Here is a 21,714-nt window from a genome sequence, read left to right as displayed (position 1 = left end):
ACACCCATTTTTTAAGGAGTTTACCGCTCAAAACTTGCGTCTTTATATATTTAGTGCATTAATGTAAGTAATATTAAATGATTATAAGTTGCTGGATATTAAGCATGCACAAAGGTTTAAACTTTGATGAATTAACAGGTAAAGGACAGTCTGTTCGAAGTAAGTTAATTATAACCTTTATAATTATAGCCTTAGGGCCACTATGTATACTTACTTGGTTTAGCCTTGGACATGTAAATAGCACGCTTAAGCAAAATGCAGACGCTGAACTAAACGAGCTTAATAATATAGGTAAGCAATTTGCTGATATTTGGTTTGCAGAGCATGTTAAGGATCTATATTTGCTTAGGGCGCAGTTTGATATTAGCCCGACTAAAAAACAACAATTAATAGCGCAATTTGTTGAGCAGTACGACTTTGTTAATAATGTAGAACTTATTGATGTAAACCTCGTTAAATCACTACCTTCATCACCCTTTTTTAATATTATTAAAGATCAACGTTTTAATAACATACTCTCTGGTATTAAAAATACAGGTAAAATCCAATTTCAGTCAATGACAGTCTCAGGGCGTGAGTATCATATTATTGGCTTACCGTTAGTAAATACCGAAAATAAGCTACAAGCCATATTGCTCGCAGATATAAATTTAAACGGCTTATTAAATAATCTAAGTAAAATACACGCTGCAAATAAAGACATAACATTTTATGTTATGCATAATAATAAAATTCAAAAAAATAATAATTCAGAAGATTCTCAACCACTATTTTTCTCTCAAAACGGCTCCCCAACGCAACGTGTTTTTTCTTACAGTAATAAAAATGAAGAGACTTTATACGGGTATATTGATTCTCTAGAGTTTTTAAATGAATCTGGATGGCAATTACTTGTAACAAAACCAAAAGAAGTTGCACTACAAGGTGCTAATTTTTATAAACAGCTTGCTTTATTAACAAATGCGGGGGCATTGCTCCTTATATTAACGTCATCGTGGTGGTTTGGGCGTCGACTTTCTAGACCTTTAATTAACTTAGCTAAAATTGTTGAAAGTATTACAAAAGGAGATAAGGTAAAAGTCCCTGTAATAAACGACAGTATTGAGTTTAACCAGCTTTCATTGGGTTTACGTAATTTAGTAGCCGTAAAAGAAGAGCAACACAGTATATTACAAAAGCAACGCTCTGCACTTCAAATTGCATTAAAACAATTAGCCGAGCAAAAAAGTGCATTAGATGAACACGCTATTGTTGCTGTAACTGATTTGCATGGCACCATCACTTTTGTAAATAAGAAATTTTGTGAGATTAGTGGCTACGATGAACACGAATTAATAGGTCAAAACCATCGCCTTTTAAATTCAGGAAAACACGAAAAAGCATTTTTTAAAAATATGTATAAAACGCTTAAACGTGGTGATATATGGAACGGGCAAATATGCAATAAAGCTAAGCATGGTGGCATATATTGGGTAGATACGACGATTGCACCATTTTTAGATGAAAATGGAAAACCGCAAAACTATATTGCTATTCGTAATGACATTACAGCCCTGAAAGTACAAGAGCTAGAGCTTGAGCAACACAAAACACAGTTACAGTTAGTGATAGACTCAACAGCCGTGGGTATTTGGGATTGGTATATTGATACGAATAAAGTGACGTTTAATAACCGCTGGGCCGAGATAATAGGTTACAAACTCAGTGAGATTGAGCCTTGTACTATAGATACTTGGTATACATATGCTCACCCAGACGACTTAGTGATATCAAATAAAAAACTTCAAGAGCACTTTGCCGGTGAGACTGACTATTTTGTTAGTGAAGCCCGCATGAAGCATAAAAATGGACATTGGATTTGGGTACTCGATACTGCAAAAGTAGTTGAGTGGAATACCGATGGCTCTCCAAAACGTATGATAGGTACGCATTTAGATATATCAGAACGAAAATCTACAGAGCTTGAGCTACAAGGAAGCCGCGATAGGTTTGCATCTTTGGTATCAAATATCCCTGGCATTATTTATCGATGTAAGTTTGATAATAAATTAAGCATGCTTTATATGAGCGAGCAAGCGAGTGGAATAACAGGTTATTCACCTGATGAGTTGATACATGATGAACCCCCCAGCTTTTTTGATTTGATATGCGAAGACGATTCTAAAAAAATAAAAGATGAAATTCTATGTTGTGTTAGCGCTAAGCAGTCATGGTCTGTTGAGTATAGGATTACAGCCCGCGATGGCTCCTTACATTGGGTAAATGAAAAAGGCCAAGCCATTTACGCAGATGATGGCAGCATATTGTATTTAGATGGATTTATTTTTGATATTACAGAGCGTTACAATACACAGTTAAAAATAAATCGTCAGCAAAGCCTACTTGAATCAATGAGTAAGCAAGGGCAGATTGGCGCATGGGAGATGGACTTAGATGCGCATACACTTTATTGGTCTGATGAAGTTAAAGTTATTCACGAAGTACCAGAGGACTTTGAACCGAGTATAGATACCGCTATTAACTTTTATAAACCAGGCATACACCGAGATACTATAAGTACCTTATTTGAGTGCGCAGTGACTTTAGGTGAAAGCTGGAGTGTAGAGCTTATTATTTTGACCTATTCTGGGCAAGAGCGTTGGGTTAAATCGATGGGCCAAGCTGAGCTTAAAGACGGTAAATGTGTACGTGTGTTTGGTTCATTTCAAAGTATTGATGCACATAAACGACTTGAACTTGAGAGCGAAAAAGCAAATCGTTATAACAAAAATTTAGCCGCGCTTACAGTCGCACCTGAGGTGCAAAATAGTGATGTAGAACAGGTTAAAAAGCTAGCCGTTAAATCTATGTGTGAAGTGCTAAATGTTACACGAGCTTCGATATGGATCTTTAACGAAAAACGAGATGTGATGACGTGTCATTGCTTATATATAAATGGTCAAGGGTTTGTAGATACCGACGCTATTTTAACTGCTAAAGACTACCCAGCTTATTTTAATGCTATTTATAAACATAATTTAGTGGCTATTGATGATGTTTATACTCACTCAGCAACTGTTGATTTTATTGAAGCATATGTAACACCATTAAATATTAAATCGATGCTTGATGCTGTAATTGCAACAGGCGATGGTAATTTAGGTATTTTGTGCGCTGAAACAGTAGGCGAGCATCACAACTGGACGCAAAGTGAAGAAACGTATCTTCGCTCATTAGCTACTTTAGTGGGAAGCACTTTAGTTTCTCAAAAACGAAAAGTAATTAGTGAGGAGCTAAAAGTAGCACTCGTGAAAGCTGAAGATGCAGCCATTGCTAAGAGCCAATTTTTAGCAACCATGAGCCATGAAATTAGAACGCCGATGAATGGCGTACTCGGTATGCTAGAGCTTGTTCAATTAGAGTCGCTATCTAAACCAATAGAAACAAAAGTAGATATAGCCAAAAAAAGTGCACATTCTTTATTGGGTGTAATTAATGATATTTTAGATTTCTCTAAAGCTGAAGCAGGTAAAATCGAGCTTGAAGAAATTAACTTTAATGGACGTGATTTAATTGGTGAAGTTGCTGCCGCACAAGCATTTACAGCTCAAGACAAAGGTATTGAAATTATTTTGGATCTGGTAGCGCTAGAGCCTTCGCAGTTATGCGGCGATCCAGGGCGCATTCGCCAAGTTATTACTAATTTATTGAGCAACGCCGTTAAGTTTACGAGTCAAGGCGAGGTTGTTGTAAGCGCGAAAATTAATAAAGTAGCTCAAGGTTTAGAGTTTGTTGTAAGTATAAAGGACTCAGGTATAGGAATAAGTTTAGAAAAACAAGAGCAATTATTTACCCCTTTCTCTCAAGTCGATGCATCAACAACGCGTGAATATGGAGGCAGTGGCTTAGGGCTGGCTATTTGTAAGCAGCTTTGTGAACTAATGGGGGGGGCTATCTCTCTCACTAGCGAAGCCGGTAAAGGGAGTACTTTTACTGCCACTATAATGCTGACTCCGGGAGATCAAAAAGAACGTTATATTCCTAATATTAATATGGAAGAGCTAACCGTTTTGGTTGTTGATGATAACGAGACAAATCGAATTGTAATTTCACAGCAGCTTGAGCACTGGGGAGCTAAGGTTGCGCTTGCATGTGACGCACGCGAAGCTCTTGATATGTGCGCGCAGCAGTATAAAAGTAACAATTGCATGTATGACATTGCAGTGCTTGATATGCAAATGCCAGGAATGGATGGTATAGAGCTGTGTAAAGCACTAAAAGCACATGAACATTATAAATCAATGCCACTTGTAATGATGACCAGTATTGCTGGTATGGAAGGTGCGCAGCGCTATTCTAATGCAGGCTTTCAGGCATATTTCCCCAAACCTGTAACCACTGCCGATTTAATTTCTGCACTGTCGGTTATAACGAGTAATGCTGCAGGCGAGGCGCTCCCACTTGTTACTTCAGGCTATATTTCCTCTCTTAAAAAAGAAAAGGTACAGGAACCTACCCAAATATTACTTGTAGAAGATAATCCAATTAATCGACAAGTGGCTACATTAATGCTCAAAAAGCTTAATTGTGACGTTACAATTGCCGAAAATGGTCAATTAGCGATAGATATATTAGAGTCTCACGATTCTGGTTTCTTTAAGCTCGTTCTTATGGATTGCCAGATGCCTGTTATGGATGGCTTTGCTACAACTGCAGCTATCCGTAAAGGTATGGCGGGTATACAACACAAAAACATTAGGATCATTGCTATTACGGCTAACGCAATGGACTCTGATAAAGAGCGTTGTATAACCGCTGGAATGGATGACTACTTGAGCAAACCGATTCAATTAGATATTTTAAAAGATAAATTAGAGCAGTATATTTAAGGTAAAAATACAATGAGCCAACCCGTTATAATACGTGATGCAAAACCAAGTGATGCGAAAACAATTTTGCACTTTATTACCGAACTTGCCATATATGAAAAAGAACCGGATGCAGTTAAAACAGACGAACAGGCTATTTTAGATACGCTGTTTAGCGACGGTGCTACTGCGCACAGCATAATTTGTTTAGAAGGTGATGAGCCAATTGGTTTTGCGGTCTATTTTTATAATTACTCTACATGGTTAGGTAAAAATGGCCTATACCTTGAAGATTTATACGTAAGCCCAGATAGCCGTGGCAATGGTGCAGGTAAAGCCATTATGAAGCACTTAGCTAATAAGGCGATTAGTAATGACTGTGGTCGTTTTGAATGGGTAGTGCTTGATTGGAATAAACCCGCTATCGATTTTTACAATAGCATTGGTGCAAAGCCTCAAAACGAATGGATTATATATCGCTTAACAGGGCAGGAATTACTAGACTTTGCTAAATAGTTAATGAAAATCATTTGCATTTAGGTTTGTGGGTGTGTAAGTTAACTACACGCCCATAAATAAACGTGCAGATGATTATATGATCTCAAACCAAAAACAATCCCACTCAGATTTACTTTGTCTTGATCAAGCATTAAGCCCTTGGCAGTCGAATATAATGCAAGGTAATTATGCATTTGAACAAGGTGCACTTCTCGAAGCCCGCGATAAATACTTATTAGCTAAAACACTTGCAGATCATCTTCTTCAGCAGTTTTTATATGCTCAGATTAATAACAATGTCATCCATGCTATTGAGCATTGCATACCCGCACTTGTTGTTGCGTCGCATAATTTAGCTGATACCTATATAGCTATGCAACAGCCTGAAAATGCATGCAAATGGCTATGCGAAGTACACTTAACACTCTGTTCGCTAATTAAGCATACTCATTACGATATACAAAAAGTGAGTAAGCATCATTACACTAAAACGTCCTCTGAACTTGTATCATTTGCAAGACGCTATCATTTTTTACCTGAGCTAATAGAGCAAGTGAATTTTTGCTTATGCTCAGAGAGCACTACAAACAATCAACTGCACTAATTTAAAAGAAAAAGGAGTATTTATGGCTTTTACTTTGCCTGCACTTAACTATGAGTACGATGCGCTTGAGCCTCATATTGATGGTAAAACAATGCATATTCACCACACATTGCATCATCAAACGTATATCAATAAAGCCAATGCTGCTTTAGCAGATACTGTTTATGCAACCGCAAATGCTGAAAAATTACTTAAGGGAATAAACAGCCTGCCTAGTAATTTACAAAAAGCAGTACAAGAGCATGTAGGAGGGCATTTTAATCACAGCTTATTTTGGCAAGTAATGAGCCCAGAAGGAGGAGGGGAACCTGAAGGTAGTGTAGCTCAGGCAATAAATGAACAGTTTGGCAGTTTTGATAAGTTTAAAGATCAATTTACTGCTGCTGCAATTAGTCAATTTGGCAGTGGTTGGGCGTGGCTATGTGTGACCCCAGATAAAAAGTTGATTGTAGAAAATAGTGCTAATCAAGATTGCCCTTTAATGCAGGGAAATACCCCTATTTTGGGACTTGATGTATGGGAGCAAGCCTACTATTTGAAGTATCAAAATAAGCGTCCTGACTATATTGCTGCTTTTTATAATGTAATTAATTGGACTGAAGTTGAAAAACGCTACCTAGCCGCAATAAGTTGAGTGCCGAATATGGCTAGTAATACAGTTTATTTTCTATAAGCTAGGCTCTATTAGATTAATTTATAGAGCCGTTTATGTACACTTCACATTGGCAAAAAGCACGTCAGAGTCGCGATCCTCGTTTTGACGGGCTTTTTTACGTAGCGGTAAAAAGTACCGGTATTTATTGCAGACCAATTTGCCCTGCACCAACGGCTCACGAAAAAAACGTTGCTTATTATCAGTTTGCCCATAACGCGGCGCAAGATGGTTTTAGGCCCTGTATTCGTTGCAGGCCCGATAGTGCCCCAGGCAGCGCAGCATGGCAGGGTACAAAAACGACGGCACTTAGAGCAAAACAGTTAATAGATCAAAATGACGAGCACGACTGCGAAAAATTAGCAGCTCGTTTAGGCGTAAGTAGTCGTTATTTAAGGCAGTTGTTTAAGCAGTATTTTGGCGTGTCGATTACGCAATATCGATTATTTAACCAATGCCACTTTGCTAAAAAGCTGATTCAAGAAACACATTTACCCCTTACCGAAATAGCGTTTTCCGCAGGCTTTAAAAGCATTAGGCGCTTTAATGATGCATTTTTACAGCAGTTAAATATAGCTCCCTCGAAGCTGCGCAGTGGCGATAAAAAGCCAACGTCAACACTCATTTTAACCCTGCCATTTAGGCCGCCTTATAATTGGCCTGCTTTGCAGGGCTTTTTACAAAGGCGCTTGATAAAACCAATGGAGTGGATAACGCAAACGAGCTACGGGCGTACTTTTGCAAGTGAGAAATATAAAGGAAGCTTTACCGTTGAATTTATAGCGAGTAAAAACCACTTTAGTGTATCTATCAATATAGACAATACGGCGTACTTACAAACTGTTATAAATAATATACGCCGTGTGCTTGATTTAGATGCCGATATTAATTTAATTGAAACGCATTTAAGCGCCAATATAAACAATGCGTTTACAGTGTGTGAAGGGCTCAGACTTCCAGGGATTTGGTCAAGTTTTGAAGCCGGTATAAGAGCGGTACTCGGACAACAAGTGAGTGTTACTGCGGCGCATAATTTAGTAACAAAGTTAGTTGATGAATTAGGCGAAAAAGAGGGCGATGCCGTTTATTTTCCTACGGCTAAAATTGTTGCTAATAGTGATTTTGCATTTTTTAAAATGCCACAAGCACGCAAAAATGCGCTACACAACTTAGCCCAGTTTTGTGCACTAAATCCTGAAAGTGACGATTTAGACGAATGGCTTAGTTTAAAGGGAATTGGTCCTTGGACAGTAAATTATGCAAAGCTGCGAGGACAAAGCCAACCCGATATATTACTTGATGGCGACTTAGGTGTTAAAAAAGCTCAAGCGGCGGCAAACCCTTTTGAGCCTGCTAACTGCGCTCCTTTTCGCTCTTACTTAACGTTTCAACTTTGGCAGCAATTATAATGATCATTCAAACATCAATTTCGAGCCCTATAGACGACATAATTATTCAAGCGACTGATAAAGGTGTGAGTTACGTTGGTTTTTATCCACCAGTTGAATACTCTTATACGCCATTTGAGCAAGTTACTAACAAGGCGGTGCTTATTTGCGCTGCGCAGTTAAATGAGTACTTTGCAAAAAAACGCACTATGTTTGATGTACCACTTGATACAACCGGTACAGTATTTCAGCAAAGTGTATGGCAAGCACTATTAACGGTGCCTTTTGGACAATCGCAAACATACGGCTATATTGCTAACCAACTCAATAACCCAAAAGCAGTGAGGGCAGTAGGCGCTGCTAATAGTAAAAATCCGATTAGTATTATTGTACCGTGCCACCGCATTATTGGCGCAAATGCAAAGTTAACGGGCTATTCTGGTGGGCTTGAAAGGAAACTGTGGTTGCTGAAACACGAAGGATTAATGTAAATTAATTGATAAAATATAGCCAGTCTGCTTAACTAAACCTATAATTTAAATAATCAACTAATAAAAATTATTATGCGTATTAATAGCTTAGTTTACTTTTTTATTGCCAGTTTAATGTTTACCGCTACTGTGTTTAGCAAGCCGCAAAGTCTCGTGTTTTGTTACGAAGACAAAAATATAGCTCCTATGTTTTTAGGTGATGGCCAAAATATACCAACAGATAAACCTGGTGCATCAATCGAAATACTTCAACAACTTGATTTAGCATTGCCCAATGTAGCAATATCATTTGTTAGAAAGCCATGGCGTAGATGCTTAAACGATTTAGAATTTAATCGGGTTAATGCTGTTATTGCAAGTTACCGCAAAGGGCGAGAAAACGTTGCTGTTTACCCTGTTGATGAGCAAGGTAAGTTACAAGATAACTACGCAGTAAGTGAATTTGGCAGCTGCCTTATAGGGCGCTATAAATTTCATAAGGAATGGGAGACTCGTGAAGTATTTCAAAATAAAGCATTTACGATAGCTATTCCTAATGGTTATGGGCTAAATAGCGCGTTAAAAGAAGAACCATTTTTTATTCATAATACGTTTTCTAAAAGCAAAGCTTTTGAGTTGCTAGATAAGGGGGTAGTGCAGGCGAGCGTTGATCTATGCCAAGTAGACGGCTTAAAAGTGTCGAGTTATCCGTATGAGGGTAATAATGTTAAACCTATTTATCCCCCTTACGAAACCAGCCATGGTTACCTTGTATTTTCAAAAAAATTCTATGAAGAAAATAATGCTCTAAGCTTGCAAATGTGGCAGTGGTTATCAAAATTTGAAAGTGCACCTGTGTATATTAAATACTTACAAACATTCAAATAAACAGGCCCGACAAAATAAAATTCGCGTTTGTAAATTGGTATTAATTTAATATTAAGGTAGCATAAGCGCACTTTTTATAAAATGGCACCGCAATGGCTCAATTATACTTTTACTACTCTGCAATGAATGCAGGTAAATCAACCACGTTATTACAATCTGCATTTAATTATAAAGAACGTGGCATGGAACCTGTGATCCTAACTGCTGCCATTGATGATAGACAAGGCGTGGGTAAAGTATCGTCTCGTATTGGTTTGCAAGCTGATGCGCATGTATTTGATGCTAGTAAAGATGTTTTTGATCTTATTCAATCACTCAATAATGATAAAAAGCGCCATTGTGTGTTAGTTGACGAGTGCCAATTTTTATCAAAAGAACAAGTAATGCAATTAACAGATGTGGTTGATGAACTCGGTATACCGGTATTGTGTTATGGCCTGCGTAACGACTTTAGAGGCGAGCTATTTATAGGGTCGCAATACTTGCTTGCGTGGGCTGATAAGTTAGTTGAGCTTAAAACTGTTTGCCACTGTGGACGTAAAGCAAACCATGTACTGCGTACCGATGAAAATGGCGAAGCAATAGCCGATGGTAACCAAGTAGAAATTGGCGGCAATGACCGATATGTTTCGGTATGCCGCAAACATTATAAAGCCGCGTTAAATATGGGCCGACAAAGCATTTAAAAATGTATCAATATCTTCGCGGGTTATATCTAAATGCGTAACTAGCCTAAGCTGCTTGCTTGGGCTAAATAATATGCCTTGTTGTTTAAGCGCTTCAGCAATATCTTCAATATTTATACTGCTACTGTATGTTGCGTAAACCATATTAGTGGTGTTAGTCATATCGACAGTAAAGCCACTGATTTCACTTAATTGTTGAGCCAAATAACGTGCATTTTCATGATCGCCTTTTAAGCGCTCTACATTGTGCTCAAGTGCAAATTGTCCAGCGGCTGCAAGCATTCCGGCTTGGCGCATACCACCACCAAGTACTTTTCTCCATCGTCTTGCTTTATTAATAAGTGCTGGTGAGCCTAATAATAAAGAGCCTACGGGCGCACCTAAACCTTTAGATAAACAAATAGAAACTGAGTCAAAGTGCTTTGTAATTTCAGTGATATCAACTTTTAGCTCAACAGCGGCATTAAAAGCACGTGCGCCGTCTAAGTGCAGCGCTAAACTATGCGTATTAACAAAGTCACGTGCTTGGGCTAAGTACTCAAGCGGGAGTACTTTTCCGCCAATGGTATTTTCTAAGCTGAGCAATCGCGTTTTTGCAAAATGGCAATCGTCTGGTTTTATAGCCGTCGCTATTTTACTAAAAGGTATACTGCCATCAGCATCGTTTTCAATAGGCTGTGGTTGCACAGACCCTAAAACAGCTGCGCCACCACCTTCAAACTTATAATTGTGAGCATTTTGGCCACAAATGTATTCGTCACCTCGCTCACAGTGCGCCATTAACGCAAGTAAGTTGGCTTGTGTGCCTGAGCTACAATAAAGTGCGGCTTCAAAATTAAAACGCTTACACGCATAGGCTTCTAGTTGGTTAACGCTTTCATCATCACCATATACATCGTCACCAACCGGTGCGTTGTACATAATATCGCGCATTTCTTTTGTTGGTTTTGTAACTGTATCAGAGCGAAAATCTATCATGATTGCCTTATCCTTTTTATTATTTTTAATAAAATTGGTATTAATCAAGCTCGCTACAAATTTGCTCACGAGTGTCTTTATCAAAGTAGGTCCATGCAATAAAGCGGCTAATTTTTTGACCTTGTGCCATATCAACAATTTTATACTGTGCTATTGGGTGAGCTTTTAATACTTCTTCAAGGGCTGCAATATTATCTTTTTTAGAGACTAACGACGTAAACCACAGTACTTGCTCTGCAAAGTCTTCGCTTTCTTTAATCATATTAGAGATAAACTGTACTTCACCGCCTTCGCACCACAATTCATTATTATGACCACCAAAATTAAGCGTGCTACTGGGTGTTTTTCCTAAGTTTTTCCATTTACGTTCACTGCCTTTACTTGCCTCTTCTTCACTTGCATGAAACGGAGGGTTACAGAGCGTTAAATGGTATAGATCTTTTTGATTTATAACGCCTTCAAAAATATGTGATGCGTTTTTCTGTTGTTTTAGGGTTATTTTTAAACCATTAAACTGGGCTATTTGCTTTGCTATTTTCACCGAGGCTGTATCAATATCAGTCCCAGTAAAATGCCATTTATATTCACTTGTACCAGTAAGCGGATAAACTAAGTTAGCGCCAGTGCCAATATCAAGCACTTTAATTTGCTTACCTAAAGGTATTTGTTGTTGGTTATCATCACTTAATAGGTCGGCCAAGTAGTGAATGTAGTCAACACGCCCAGGTATAGGTGGGCATAAGTTGTGCTCGGGAATATCCCAAAAATCAATATTATAATGTGCTTTTAAAAGAGCTTGATTAAGTGTTTTAACAGCCTTGTTGTCACTAAAATCAATGCTTTTAGTCCCTGCAGGTGTGGTTATAACAAAGGGCAGTAGAGCAGGATGCTCTGTTGTTAATAAATCGAAGTTGTACCCATTTTTATGTAGGTTACGAGGGTGTAATTTTGAACGTGCTTTATTTTCTTTCATGGCTTCATTTTAACAACAGATATGATGTGGTGATTGTAACAAATGCTGATGAGTAAAGTGCACACATTTCCTTTGGTATATTTAATATTACTGGTAGGATGAGTTGAAAATAATAAAAAGGAATAACTGTGGCAATTTCTCAGCAATCAATAATTATTAATGTAGCTGATCAGCAAACACTTCATTTACGCCGTATTAGCGATGAAGATCAGCAAGGGCCTATCGTATTTTTTATGCATGGAGCAATAGAAAACGGTAAGATTTTTTACACGCACTCTAATAAAGGACTTGCCCCTTTTTTAGCTGAGCATGGGTATAGATGTTATGTGGCTGATTTACGTGGCCGAGGTGATAGCAAGCCAATCATTTCGAGCGAGTCCGAATATGGACAAACTGAGTCTATCCTAGAAGACATCCCTGCCTTTATTAAGCAAATAGAGTTGATTGAAGGCAAAAAGCCAGACTACTGGGTTGCTCACTCTTGGGGCGGGGTATTGATGAACAGCGCGTTTGCACGTTTTCCAGAATATATTAACGACGTTAAAGCATGTGTGTATTTTGGCTCTAAGCGTTCTTTATTTAATAATCATCCTCAAAAATTATTACAAGCCAATTTAATTTGGTATTTTATGGCGCCTTTACTTGCTAAAAAACATGGCTATTTAAATGCTAAAGGTTATAAGTGGGGCAGCGATAACGAAACTCAAAAGTCGCATTATCAAAGTATGCAATGGGCTAAAAAGAAGCCATGGATAGATTCTGATGATAATTTTGATTATGCAAAAGCGCTAAACAACCTGCATTTACCGCCAACGCTTCATATTGCTGCGGTAAAAGATAAAGCATTAGCGCAACCAATCGATATTCAAAAATTTATGGACGAATCGGGGCTAGGCATTCAACAAATGCAAATTTACGGTCGTAAACACGGGCATAATTTTGATTACGATCATATTAATATGCTTACCCACCCAAGTGCGCGTGATGATCAATTTAAAGATTTACTTAATTGGTTTAAAGCACATCCGTAAGGGCCTGTTGACCTTTCAGGATTAAAATTTGTTCAATCCAAGGAAGATTTAATCACGGCGCGAAGTTTGTAACCTAGTGGGCTCGGTAACTGCTCCTGCGTTACCCTACTGGCTTACATCCATGTAAGAATAAGTAAAAACCGAGCAACAAAGAGTTAATCGTCCCTAGAGAGAACCCAAAGGGCAGTGGATGTTTGGTCTTTATGCTGCGTTATCGCCTATTTATGGGGAACAACCACACTACATAGGCTCTGCCTTGCCTAAATACCAAACAGCCTACTGAAAATTTAACCTCGAAAGATAAACAGGCCCTAATTAATTCTCATCAAGTAACTTTAGAAGAGGTGTTTTGTAACGCTCCCACTTAGCGATTGCGGCATTATTAATAGGTTGGCGAATAGCATGTTTACTCAAGGTCGTTACCGGTGTTTTTTGTTTATAAAACGCTAAGCAGCGCTCTTCAAAACTACAGTTTAAAAAACCAAGTAACTGCGTTAGCTGCTCTTTTGGGTTACTCACTAAATCTTCGTAACTGACATCATAAATTGGCATCTCTTTAAAAGAGTGCCAATGACTCATCAGTTTTTTATACAACTTATGATAAAGCTTAAACTCAGGTAGTGAGCAAAAGTAAGGCTCGTTTTCAGCAAAGTAATTAGTGAAGATAGAAAATGCGGTGGCATTAAAATCACGACTTAAATTTATAAATTTAGCATTTGGAAATAGAATATATATAAGTCCGAGCGACTGATAATTACTCGGCAGTTTATTTATTATAAAAGGTCTGATGGGCGATGCTGTTTTTAATGTTGTGATATACAGCTCGCGGGCTTTTTTGATTAAATCCGGCGTTAAATGTGCTAAACATTGCGGGTAAGTCACTCCCGTTTTTTGTTCGATAAAAGCAACTGCGTTATTACTAATACTCGTGCTCTCTCCTAGGCTCGAAAACTGACTATGGCTTGCCAACATTTGCTCCACAAGGGTAGAGCCACTACGAGGCATGCCAATAATAAATACAGGCGTGATATTACCCGTAAATTTTTTATCGGCAGAGGCTATAAACTCCTCGGTGTTGTATTTTATTATTTCATCGTAAAAAGGGATTAAATCTCTAGTGTTAAATTCACTTAATTTTTTTTGTAATTTATTCGCCAATATAAAATAATTAAATGCTTGCCCGGTATCCTCAAGTGCATCGTAACTGTTTGCTAATGCGTAGTAACACACCATTTTTAAACGTAAATTACTAGTTTGAGTTAATAAGTGGTGCAAATTACTTACATAATTATGTTCTTTATCAAAGCGACCTAATTGTACAAGTTCAAATAAAATATAGGCTGTTACAGGGTATAGACCAATGCTGAGTGCATGAGCAAAAGTTGTATGAGCTTTATCTAACTCGCCATGTGTTAAATAGTGCTGTGCTAAGTAATAATGAGGTTCTGGATTATGACTTGCTAATTTTTTTGCGTATTCAAGCACCGTTAGCGCATCGTTTGGCGAATGAACACCGTTAAAAGCATCAGCAAGGGCATGTAATGGTTCAAGCATATGAGGCAAGCGCTCACAGGCTTTTTGGAGTAGGTATACAGCAGCGTCGTAACGTTCTAGTCGTAAGGCAATTCTGCCTAAGCCAAATAAAGCCTCACCATTTTCAGGGTTACTATTTAAAATTGCTTTAAAATGGAACTCGGCTTCTTTGAGTTTATTTTGTTGGAGTAGTTGGTTGGCTTTTTCAAGTAGCATAGTTATACCAATTTTATTAAAAAATAATCATTCTATCGCATTAAATAGCGTACTCACTGCGTTAAAAATTATTCATATAGAGCAACTATATATCATAGTTTTCGCCTTGTTATTACGCTATTTTCTGAGCGCTATAATAGAACACTTATTCAATGCAATTGGTATTGTTCATTATTATTTTTATTAACTATAAAATTAAAAAGGCGAAATGTCTTTAACATTTCGCCTTTGGTTCTTCATGAAAATAGTTTAAAAAGTATATGTTGCTTTAGCGTAGTAAAAGCCACCGTTAATACCAAACGGAGATGTTTCGTAGAACTGACCACCCCAGTTGTTATTAGGGATGCCCGTTGCATCTGCAAAATCAAGTTTTTCAGCATCTTGGTCGAATAAGTTTTGAGCGCCTACAGAGAAGCTAACTGATTCATTTAAGAAGTAAGTTACTTCAGCATCAATAGTGACTGCAGCATCTGCTGTTTTAGCTGTTGCATCATAATCAACGTGAACACCTTGGTATTCGCCGTAGTAGTTTGCACGAGCAAATGCAGAAACTGATTCCCATTGTTGAGACAATGTGAACGTTGCACGATGATTAGGTAAATCTTCTTCTAAACGCTTAACTTTAAACGCACCTGTAATTTCACTAAATTTAGTTACTTCAGTATCATTCCAGTTATATGCAAGGCTAAATGTAGAGCTACCGCCCATTAGTTCAGCAGTGTAGTTTGCAACTAAATCGATACCTTGTGTTGTTGTGTCAAAGTCGTTTGTAAAAAAGCTTACTTGAGCAAGACCTTGTACATTAGGTACTCCTGCTGCTGCAAGGGTATCTTTGTCTGCTTGGCTTAAGTTAATTTTATCTGATTGGCTAATACGGTCATCTACTTGGATGTTGTAGTAATCAAGCGTTAAAAATAATTCGCCAATTGTGTATACAGCACCAAGCGTATAACTTTGCGATTCTTCCGGCTCAAGCTCTGTACCACCTAATTGCACTGCAATTGGGTTTGTTGGTGGAAGAAGCGCTGAATCTTGTAATACACCGCCATCTAAACTTGTTTGTACATTACTTACGTTAGCTTGACCAACCGTTGGTGCACGGAAACCACTGCTTACAGAACCACGAATATTTAAATCTTCAGTTAAATGGTATTGAGCCATTACTTTGTAGTTAGTGGTAGTGCCAAAGCTGTCGTAGTCTTCAAATCGAAGTGCTACGCCCATTAAGAAGTCTTCAGTAAACGGTGCTTCAACATCAACATATGCTGCATAGTTACGGCGAGAAAATTCACCTGCTTGTGATGGTTTAAAACCAGGGAAACCATTAGAGCCAATACCAAAGCCTTGTTCTGTTAAAGGGCCTGCTGTGTAAGATGCTTCATCACCAGAGACGATAGTAAATGTTTCTTCATGCCACTCAAAACCACCGGCAATGTTTACATCATAAGCTAAACCAAAGTCGATACCTTTTGATAAATCAAAGTTAAAGTTCTTCTCTAGCTGTTCGTATTTACCCGGGCTGAAGTCTCGTGGTGTATCTGCACCTAAAGAGGCATTAACCGTGTCGTAAATAAAGTAACGTGATTCATTTAAGCCAACAGTACCGCTTAAGTCATAGTAAGTATCTTTTAAGAAGCCACCAGTGAATCGACCTTTAGTACCAATAGTTAAAGAAGTATCAGTAATGTTGCCGCCAAAGTTAGGTGTAAAGCCACCTGGAAGCATCTCATTAAAGGCAAAACAATCTGGGTTGTTTGCTACACCATTTATGTAAGCAGGATCATCTAGTACATTGCCGTCTGTTATTGTGATAGTTGGACAGTTAGCACTCATATCAGGTGTTGTGTCGGCAACAAGTAATGTTTCGCCACCATCATTTGAGTAAACACCAGAACGAGTTTGCGGATTACGGTAATAAAAACCGCCACGTACATCACGTTCAGAGTAGTTACCAAACATGTAAAATTCAGAGTCGTTTGTTAGCTCTAAACCCACATTACCAAAAATAGTAATATCGTCATCTACTTCTGGTGCACCCCATACTTGTGCAAGAGAAGATACATCAGGCACACCGGCAGCTGAAAGTGCTGCAGCATCGGCACGTTGAACTGAACGGCTTGTTGCATCAGCTGTTTTATATTGAAAGCTTAAATTAGCAAAACCATTGTCGGTAAACGGTAAACCTACGTTACCCGACACTTGTGTTGTATCGCCATCACCTTCATAAAATTGACCATGGCGGATTTCTAATTTACCACCTTCTGAAGCGTCTTTTAGTTGGAAATTCATTACACCGGCGATTGCATCAGAACCATACTGCGCAGCCGCGCCATCGCGAAGTACTTCTACTTGTTTAATCGCAATGCTTGGAATAACTGAAATATCTGCACCTTGCGCGCCATCGTTAATACCACCGCCTAAAAATGCGATTACAGAAGCACGGTGACGACGTTTGCCGTTTAAAAGAACCAATGTGCTGTCTGACGGTAAACCACGTAAGTTAGCTGGACGAACAAGAGAAGCCGCATCACTGATAGGGTTTTGGTGTACGTTAAAAGATGGTACTGCACCTTTTAAAAGTTCAAGCATGTCAGTGTTACCTGACTTTTCAAGCTCTTCGCCGCCAATAATGTCGATTGGAACCGGTGAGTCACCTATTGAACGAGGAGCTGAACGCGTACCTACTACGGCAATTTTCTCAACGTTTTTATTTACTTTAGTTTGTTCCTGCTCGTCTGCCGCAATAGCAGATCCAGAAATAAATAACCCTGCAGTGGTTGTAGCTAAAGCAAATTTGATTGCTTGGTTTAGCGCATTACTTTTTAATTTCATTCTAATTTTCCCCAGTTAGAATAATTCTTATTTTTGATGTGAATTTCACATCATTTGTTTTTAACTTAATTTTTTGTTTCACATAAGTTTGAGGTTTTAGCTCAAAAGCCTAATCAATTAAGCTTACTTTTTGTGAAGTCCTATCTACAGACTATAGATAAAAAACAGGAAGGGCAATTACTAATTAACCGTTTGATAACAAAAAGATTCAATTTAAGAAAAAATGCAACAGTGGTGCAAAGTAAAACTAAAATGAACTAAATAAGTGCAAATAAGGCTGTTGAGGGGAATATTAATGCGCTAACTGCATTTAAATGTTATTTATTTGTATCTTTTTTTGTGGGGTTTTCAATGTTTTGTGCGTACCGCCAAGCTGCTAATTTTTCTTTGTATTCATCCCATACGCAGGGACAGCAACTGCCACCACCGCAACATTCATCCGATTTTGGTTTTTCAGGTTTTTGCGGTAATTGATTTGTTATATTCTGCATTGTTGTATGTATTTAATACTAATTTGGTGCAAAGGGTAAGTTAAAGGGTGTTGAAAGTAAATTATTCTTTGTGAACCTGTGCTGCTGTGTGAAAATAAAAGTTATGCGATTATATAAAGTTATTCACCGTGCACCTTGGCGGGTAGTTAAAATTAGTAAAAAACGCCAACAGCTGCGTTTTCGCCGTGCTATGGTGGCGCTTAAAATCGCACTCGCCCAAGAAAAACAAGAAACTAAAGAAATGCTCTCTATTTATAGGCGTTACACTCAAGGCCACACAAGTAAAGAAGAGTTAAAACGCGCAAATGAGCAATTTGTTGATATTTTAAAAGGGTTAGGGCTCGGTGTATTTGCTGTATTACCTTTTGCTCCGCTTACAATTCCTTTAGTTGTTAAATTAGGGAGTTTGGTAGGAGTTGATGTACTGCCAAGTTCGTTTAATATGAACAAATCTATTAAAGAACTAGATGCTAAAATAGATCAAGAAAATCAAAAGCAAGAATCTAAAAATAGCTTAAAAAAGTAGCTAAAATCCCTTCAAATTAGCGATACCTTTTAGGTGCGCTTATTGATATGCTCTTAAGTACCATTTTTATATTATATGAGCTTTTTAATGAGTGCATTACTACGTCATACATCTTCTGGTATTCCTTTATCTTTTATTCTTAAAAACGAATTATCTGACTGGCAAGCACAGCAGCCTGCATTTATACAAAATTGGTTAACTAATACAGGTTTTGAAAAGCAAGGTGTTGCTTTAATTCCTGATGCTAAAACGGGCGAGTTAAGCCAGGTATTTTGTTTAATGCAAAGCCGCGATGATTTTTGGGCTGCGGGTAATTTAGCAAATACACTTCCTACAGGTACTTATCAAATTCAAGGCGACAGCGCTTTTGTAGAGCAGGTTGCTTTAGGGTTTGTACTTGGTGGTTACGAATTTAGTGAATACAAAGAAAAACCAACAGCAAAGGCGCAATTAGCCATTAGCGATAAAGCGTTATATGAACGCATTAGCCAACAAGCTGATGCCATTACACTTGCACGTGATTTAGTTAATACTCCAGCGGTAGATATGATGCCGCAACATTTATCGCAAGTTATGGAAGATTTAGCTGCAACTTACAATGGCGAATTTTCACAGTGGGTTGGCGATGAGTTACTAGAGCAAAACTACCCGACTATTCATATGGTGGGTCGTGCAAGCGAAAATAAACCGCGTTTACTTGATTTAAAATGGGGCGCGACAGATGCTCCATTAATTACGCTAGTCGGTAAGGGCGTATGTTTTGACTCAGGCGGACTTGATTTAAAACCAAGCTCTGGCATGCGTAACATGAAAAAAGACATGGGCGGCGCAGCGCACGTAATTGCACTAGCGCAGCTTATTATGGCAGCTAACTTACCAATTAGATTACGTGTACTTGTACCAGCGGTTGAAAATGCAGTATCGCGCAATGCATTTCGCCCAGGTGATGTTATTAAAACGCGCAAAGGTATTATGGTCGAAATTGATAATACCGACGCTGAAGGTCGCTTAGTATTATGTGATGCATTAAGCGAAGCGCAAAACGATAATCCTGAGCTAATTATTGATTTTGCTACTCTCACGGGTGCATGCCGTGTTGCACTGGGCACGGAGCTTCCGGGCTTTTTCTCAACAGAGCGCGATGTAGCAAATGGCATTATTGACGCCGGTTTAAGTGTACATGACCCTGTTTGGCAACTTCCGTTGTTTGAGCAATACAAAAGCTTACTAAAAAGTGATGTAGCCGATATGGCAAATTGCGCAAGCACACCGTTTGGTGGTGCTATTACCGCAGCGCTTTACTTAAAAGAATTTGTTGAACCAACAACACCGTGGGTACACTTTGATGTAATGGCATGGAACTTACGTGCATTACCAGGTCGTCCAACGGGTGGTGAAGCGTTAGGTATTCGTGCTGTATTTAACTACTTACAAAATCGTTTTAATAAGTAAGTTTTTGATTCAATAGTAAGAACTTGAGCTTTATGAGCTTTAAACCTCATAAAGCTCAAGTGGCAAGTTATCTGGATCGGCAAAAAAGGTAAACTTTTTGCCGGTTATTTCATCCACTCTAATATCCTCAACGTTTACATCGCACGACTCTAAATACGTTTTTGCAATCTGTACATCCGCTACCTTAAAAGCTAAATGTCTTAAGCCTTGTGCTTCTGGATAGCTGGGTCTTTCGGGCGAACCATCAAACGAAAATAGCTCTATTTGGCTACCATCGGGCATGGCTAAATCTAATTTATATGAATTACGATCAGCTCTAAAGTGCTCATTAATAACGTTAAGTTTAAGTACATTGCTATAAAAGTGTTGAGAACGTGCATAGTCACTACAAATAATCGCAGCGTGATGAATACCTAAAAGTTTCAAATTTAATTCCTTAAAAAGCAAAAACGCACTTAAATAAGTGCGTTTTAAATGTGGCTTATTACATGTTGTGCTAGCTTTGCTCGGCTTCTTTACATGCTTTAACGGCCGGTGCTACAAGCTCTAAACCAGTTTTATCACACGGTGGTAAAGCAGCATCGCTTACACTAATAGGCGTTACACGTTCGCCCCATTTTATGTAACTTGCAGCCCACGTAAGGCCTGCACCAAATGCTGCAGACATAATGTTTGAATGCGGTTTAATTAACCCTTGCTCAACCGCTTCACATAACGCAATAGCAATAGTCGCAGCAGAGGTATTACCATACTCACCAATGTTAACCATTACTTTTTCGTCAGGTACTTTTAAGCGATGCTGAATAGCCTGAATAATACGTAAGTTAGCTTGGTGTGGAACGAGTACATTAATGTCATCAAGGCTTAAGTTGGCCTGTTGTAGTACGTCGTCGCACGCTTCACTCATGCCTTTAACAGCACGTTTAAAAATTTCACGACCTTCAAATAATAAATCAGAAGGACCAATTGGCTCATACTTATTTAAATCGCTACCAAAGTTGGTGATGTGTAAAATATCGCGGTCTTCGCTGTCACAACCGGTTTTGGTACCAAGTAAACCCGCTGGGATGTCGGCAGCTTCCAGTATTACTGCACCTGCGCCATCGCCAAATAAAACAGCGCTGTCGCGACGTGCCCAGTTTACGTACCAGGTCATACGCTCAGCGGCAATGACGACTGCTTTTTTAATCATACCCGCTTGAATTTGTGCTGTAGCAGTTTGCAACGCATATAAAAAGCCCGAACATGCCGCGTTTGTATCCATTGCGGCAGCGCCTGTTGCACCAATATTTTTTTGTACTTGTGAGGCGGTATTTGCCACAACAGTAGAAGGTGTACAGGTTGCTAATATCACTAAATCAATATCTTTAGGATCAATGCCTGCGCACGCAATAGCATGCTTAGCAGCAACGGTTGCCAGCTCAGCGGTACTTACATGACTCACTCGGCGAGATTTAATGCCAGTACGCGTGGTTATCCACTCGTCGGTGGTATCAACTATTTCACTAATTTCATCGTTGCTAATGCTTGCTGGTGGAATGCATTTACCCCAACCAGTGATATGTGCGTAAGGCATAGTATGTTCTCTTAAGGTGGTCTGACATGTGTTACTAATGGGGGAGTTATACCAAAAAACGGCTTTCAAGACT

18 protein-coding genes are annotated in these 21,714 nt (G+C 38.7%); 11 read left to right on the top strand and 7 right to left on the bottom strand.

Features of this window, described 5'->3' with window-relative positions; translation table 11 throughout:
• Positions 1-104: 104 nt before the first annotated feature.
• The 8 genes from H5118_RS00545 (at position 105) to H5118_RS00510 (ending at position 10,033) form a co-directional block, all read left to right on the top strand.
• A complete protein-coding gene (locus H5118_RS00545) occupies positions 105-4,868 on the top strand; it encodes a PAS domain-containing protein (protein WP_182747346.1) in 4,764 nt (1,587 codons plus the stop codon).
• Between the two features lie 12 nt (positions 4,869-4,880).
• Positions 4,881-5,363 (top strand): GNAT family N-acetyltransferase, encoded by a 483-nt coding sequence (locus H5118_RS00540; protein WP_002958990.1) that lies wholly within the window; start codon positions 4,881-4,883, stop codon positions 5,361-5,363.
• A gap of 79 nt (positions 5,364-5,442) precedes the next feature.
• On the top strand, positions 5,443-5,949 hold the full coding sequence (locus H5118_RS00535) for a hypothetical protein (protein ID WP_024597096.1): 507 nt from the start codon (positions 5,443-5,445) through the stop codon (positions 5,947-5,949).
• A 22-nt stretch (positions 5,950-5,971) separates the two neighbouring features.
• Positions 5,972-6,583 carry a superoxide dismutase gene (locus H5118_RS00530; RefSeq protein ID WP_182747344.1) on the top strand — a complete coding sequence of 204 codons (612 nt, stop codon included), beginning with the start codon at positions 5,972-5,974 and terminating at the stop codon, positions 6,581-6,583.
• 74 nt (positions 6,584-6,657) lie between these two features.
• Complete coding sequence (locus tag H5118_RS00525) at positions 6,658-8,010, top strand: DNA-3-methyladenine glycosylase 2 family protein (RefSeq protein WP_182747342.1); 1,353 nt, start codon at positions 6,658-6,660, stop codon at positions 8,008-8,010.
• The gene (locus H5118_RS00520; protein ID WP_182747340.1) at positions 8,010-8,480 is read left to right on the top strand and encodes a methylated-DNA--[protein]-cysteine S-methyltransferase; all 471 of its coding nucleotides are present in this window, start codon (positions 8,010-8,012) and stop codon (positions 8,478-8,480) included. The genes H5118_RS00525 and H5118_RS00520 overlap by 1 nt, the downstream gene beginning before the upstream one ends.
• 72 nt (positions 8,481-8,552) lie before the next feature.
• Positions 8,553-9,347, top strand: coding sequence for an amino acid ABC transporter substrate-binding protein (locus tag H5118_RS00515; RefSeq protein ID WP_182747338.1), 795 nt, complete (start codon positions 8,553-8,555; stop codon positions 9,345-9,347).
• Positions 9,348-9,439: 92 nt separating this feature from the next.
• Positions 9,440-10,033: a thymidine kinase gene (locus H5118_RS00510; protein ID WP_007582344.1), complete on the top strand. Its 594-nt coding sequence runs from the start codon at positions 9,440-9,442 to the stop codon at positions 10,031-10,033.
• On the opposite strand, the gene ltaE is transcribed toward H5118_RS00510, so the two are convergent.
• The gene (gene ltaE, locus H5118_RS00505; RefSeq protein ID WP_182747336.1) at positions 10,007-11,011 is read right to left on the bottom strand and encodes a low-specificity L-threonine aldolase; all 1,005 of its coding nucleotides are present in this window, start codon (positions 11,009-11,011) and stop codon (positions 10,007-10,009) included. The genes H5118_RS00510 and ltaE overlap by 27 nt on opposite strands.
• Before the next feature lie 40 nt (positions 11,012-11,051).
• The gene (rlmF, locus tag H5118_RS00500) at positions 11,052-11,984 is read right to left on the bottom strand and encodes a 23S rRNA (adenine(1618)-N(6))-methyltransferase RlmF (RefSeq protein ID WP_182747334.1); all 933 of its coding nucleotides are present in this window, start codon (positions 11,982-11,984) and stop codon (positions 11,052-11,054) included.
• A gap of 128 nt (positions 11,985-12,112) precedes the next feature.
• Here rlmF and H5118_RS00495 point away from each other — a divergent pair, with 128 nt between their 5' ends.
• Positions 12,113-13,015 carry an alpha/beta fold hydrolase gene (locus H5118_RS00495; RefSeq protein WP_182712354.1) on the top strand — a complete coding sequence of 301 codons (903 nt, stop codon included), beginning with the start codon at positions 12,113-12,115 and terminating at the stop codon, positions 13,013-13,015.
• A 315-nt stretch (positions 13,016-13,330) separates the two neighbouring features.
• Here H5118_RS00495 and H5118_RS00490 read toward each other — a convergent pair whose 3' ends face one another.
• The 3 genes from H5118_RS00490 to H5118_RS00480 all read right to left on the bottom strand — a co-directional run bounded on the left by H5118_RS00490 (position 13,331) and on the right by H5118_RS00480 (position 18,087).
• Positions 13,331-14,764 (bottom strand): sulfotransferase, encoded by a 1,434-nt coding sequence (locus H5118_RS00490; protein ID WP_182747332.1) that lies wholly within the window; start codon positions 14,762-14,764, stop codon positions 13,331-13,333.
• Between the two features lie 249 nt (positions 14,765-15,013).
• Positions 15,014-17,596, bottom strand: a complete 2,583-nt coding sequence (locus H5118_RS00485; RefSeq protein ID WP_024595720.1) for a TonB-dependent siderophore receptor — start codon at positions 17,594-17,596, stop codon at positions 15,014-15,016.
• Between the two features lie 317 nt (positions 17,597-17,913).
• On the bottom strand, positions 17,914-18,087 hold the full coding sequence (locus H5118_RS00480) for an oxidoreductase-like domain-containing protein (RefSeq protein ID WP_154902924.1): 174 nt from the start codon (positions 18,085-18,087) through the stop codon (positions 17,914-17,916).
• Between the two features lie 103 nt (positions 18,088-18,190).
• Between H5118_RS00480 and H5118_RS00475 the strand changes: the two genes are divergently transcribed.
• Together H5118_RS00475 and H5118_RS00470 are read left to right on the top strand one after the other, a co-directional pair.
• Positions 18,191-18,613 (top strand): hypothetical protein, encoded by a 423-nt coding sequence (locus H5118_RS00475; protein WP_002959004.1) that lies wholly within the window; start codon positions 18,191-18,193, stop codon positions 18,611-18,613.
• 87 nt (positions 18,614-18,700) lie between these two features.
• Positions 18,701-20,065: a M17 family metallopeptidase gene (locus H5118_RS00470; RefSeq protein ID WP_182747330.1), complete on the top strand. Its 1,365-nt coding sequence runs from the start codon at positions 18,701-18,703 to the stop codon at positions 20,063-20,065.
• 39 nt (positions 20,066-20,104) lie between these two features.
• Here H5118_RS00470 and H5118_RS00465 read toward each other — a convergent pair whose 3' ends face one another.
• Both H5118_RS00465 and H5118_RS00460 read right to left on the bottom strand, forming a co-directional pair.
• A complete protein-coding gene (locus tag H5118_RS00465; protein WP_182747328.1) occupies positions 20,105-20,491 on the bottom strand; it encodes a VOC family protein in 387 nt (128 codons plus the stop codon).
• Between the two features lie 70 nt (positions 20,492-20,561).
• Positions 20,562-21,641 (bottom strand): ketoacyl-ACP synthase III, encoded by a 1,080-nt coding sequence (locus tag H5118_RS00460; protein ID WP_182747326.1) that lies wholly within the window; start codon positions 21,639-21,641, stop codon positions 20,562-20,564.
• Positions 21,642-21,714: the final 73 nt, after the last annotated feature.

It is taken from the genome of Pseudoalteromonas sp. SR41-1 (genome assembly GCF_014164015.1).
Taxonomy (GTDB): Bacteria; Pseudomonadota; Gammaproteobacteria; order Enterobacterales; family Alteromonadaceae; genus Pseudoalteromonas; species Pseudoalteromonas distincta.
Note: the sequence above shows the minus strand (reverse complement) of the source record. Positions and strands in the feature narration are given on the sequence as shown.

Excerpts from the sequence above, each read along its gene's own strand:
- H5118_RS00545 (WP_182747346.1), top strand. The coding sequence starts at position 105 with ATGCACAAAGGTTTAAACTTTGATGAATTAACAGGTAAAGGACAGTCT.
- H5118_RS00540 (WP_002958990.1), top strand. The coding sequence starts at position 4,881 with ATGAGCCAACCCGTTATAATACGTGATGCAAAACCAAGTGATGCGAAA.
- H5118_RS00535 (WP_024597096.1), top strand. The coding sequence starts at position 5,443 with ATGATCTCAAACCAAAAACAATCCCACTCAGATTTACTTTGTCTTGAT.
- H5118_RS00530 (WP_182747344.1), top strand. The coding sequence starts at position 5,972 with ATGGCTTTTACTTTGCCTGCACTTAACTATGAGTACGATGCGCTTGAG.
- H5118_RS00525 (WP_182747342.1), top strand. The coding sequence starts at position 6,658 with ATGTACACTTCACATTGGCAAAAAGCACGTCAGAGTCGCGATCCTCGT.
- H5118_RS00520 (WP_182747340.1), top strand. The coding sequence starts at position 8,010 with ATGATCATTCAAACATCAATTTCGAGCCCTATAGACGACATAATTATT.
- H5118_RS00515 (WP_182747338.1), top strand. The coding sequence starts at position 8,553 with ATGCGTATTAATAGCTTAGTTTACTTTTTTATTGCCAGTTTAATGTTT.
- H5118_RS00510 (WP_007582344.1), top strand. The coding sequence starts at position 9,440 with ATGGCTCAATTATACTTTTACTACTCTGCAATGAATGCAGGTAAATCA.
- ltaE (WP_182747336.1), bottom strand. The coding sequence starts at position 11,011 with ATGATAGATTTTCGCTCTGATACAGTTACAAAACCAACAAAAGAAATG.
- rlmF (WP_182747334.1), bottom strand. The coding sequence starts at position 11,984 with ATGAAAGAAAATAAAGCACGTTCAAAATTACACCCTCGTAACCTACAT.
- H5118_RS00490 (WP_182747332.1), bottom strand. The coding sequence starts at position 14,764 with ATGCTACTTGAAAAAGCCAACCAACTACTCCAACAAAATAAACTCAAA.
- H5118_RS00485 (WP_024595720.1), bottom strand. The coding sequence starts at position 17,596 with ATGAAATTAAAAAGTAATGCGCTAAACCAAGCAATCAAATTTGCTTTA.
- H5118_RS00480 (WP_154902924.1), bottom strand. The coding sequence starts at position 18,087 with ATGCAGAATATAACAAATCAATTACCGCAAAAACCTGAAAAACCAAAA.
- H5118_RS00475 (WP_002959004.1), top strand. The coding sequence starts at position 18,191 with ATGCGATTATATAAAGTTATTCACCGTGCACCTTGGCGGGTAGTTAAA.
- H5118_RS00470 (WP_182747330.1), top strand. The coding sequence starts at position 18,701 with ATGAGTGCATTACTACGTCATACATCTTCTGGTATTCCTTTATCTTTT.
- H5118_RS00460 (WP_182747326.1), bottom strand. The coding sequence starts at position 21,641 with ATGCCTTACGCACATATCACTGGTTGGGGTAAATGCATTCCACCAGCA.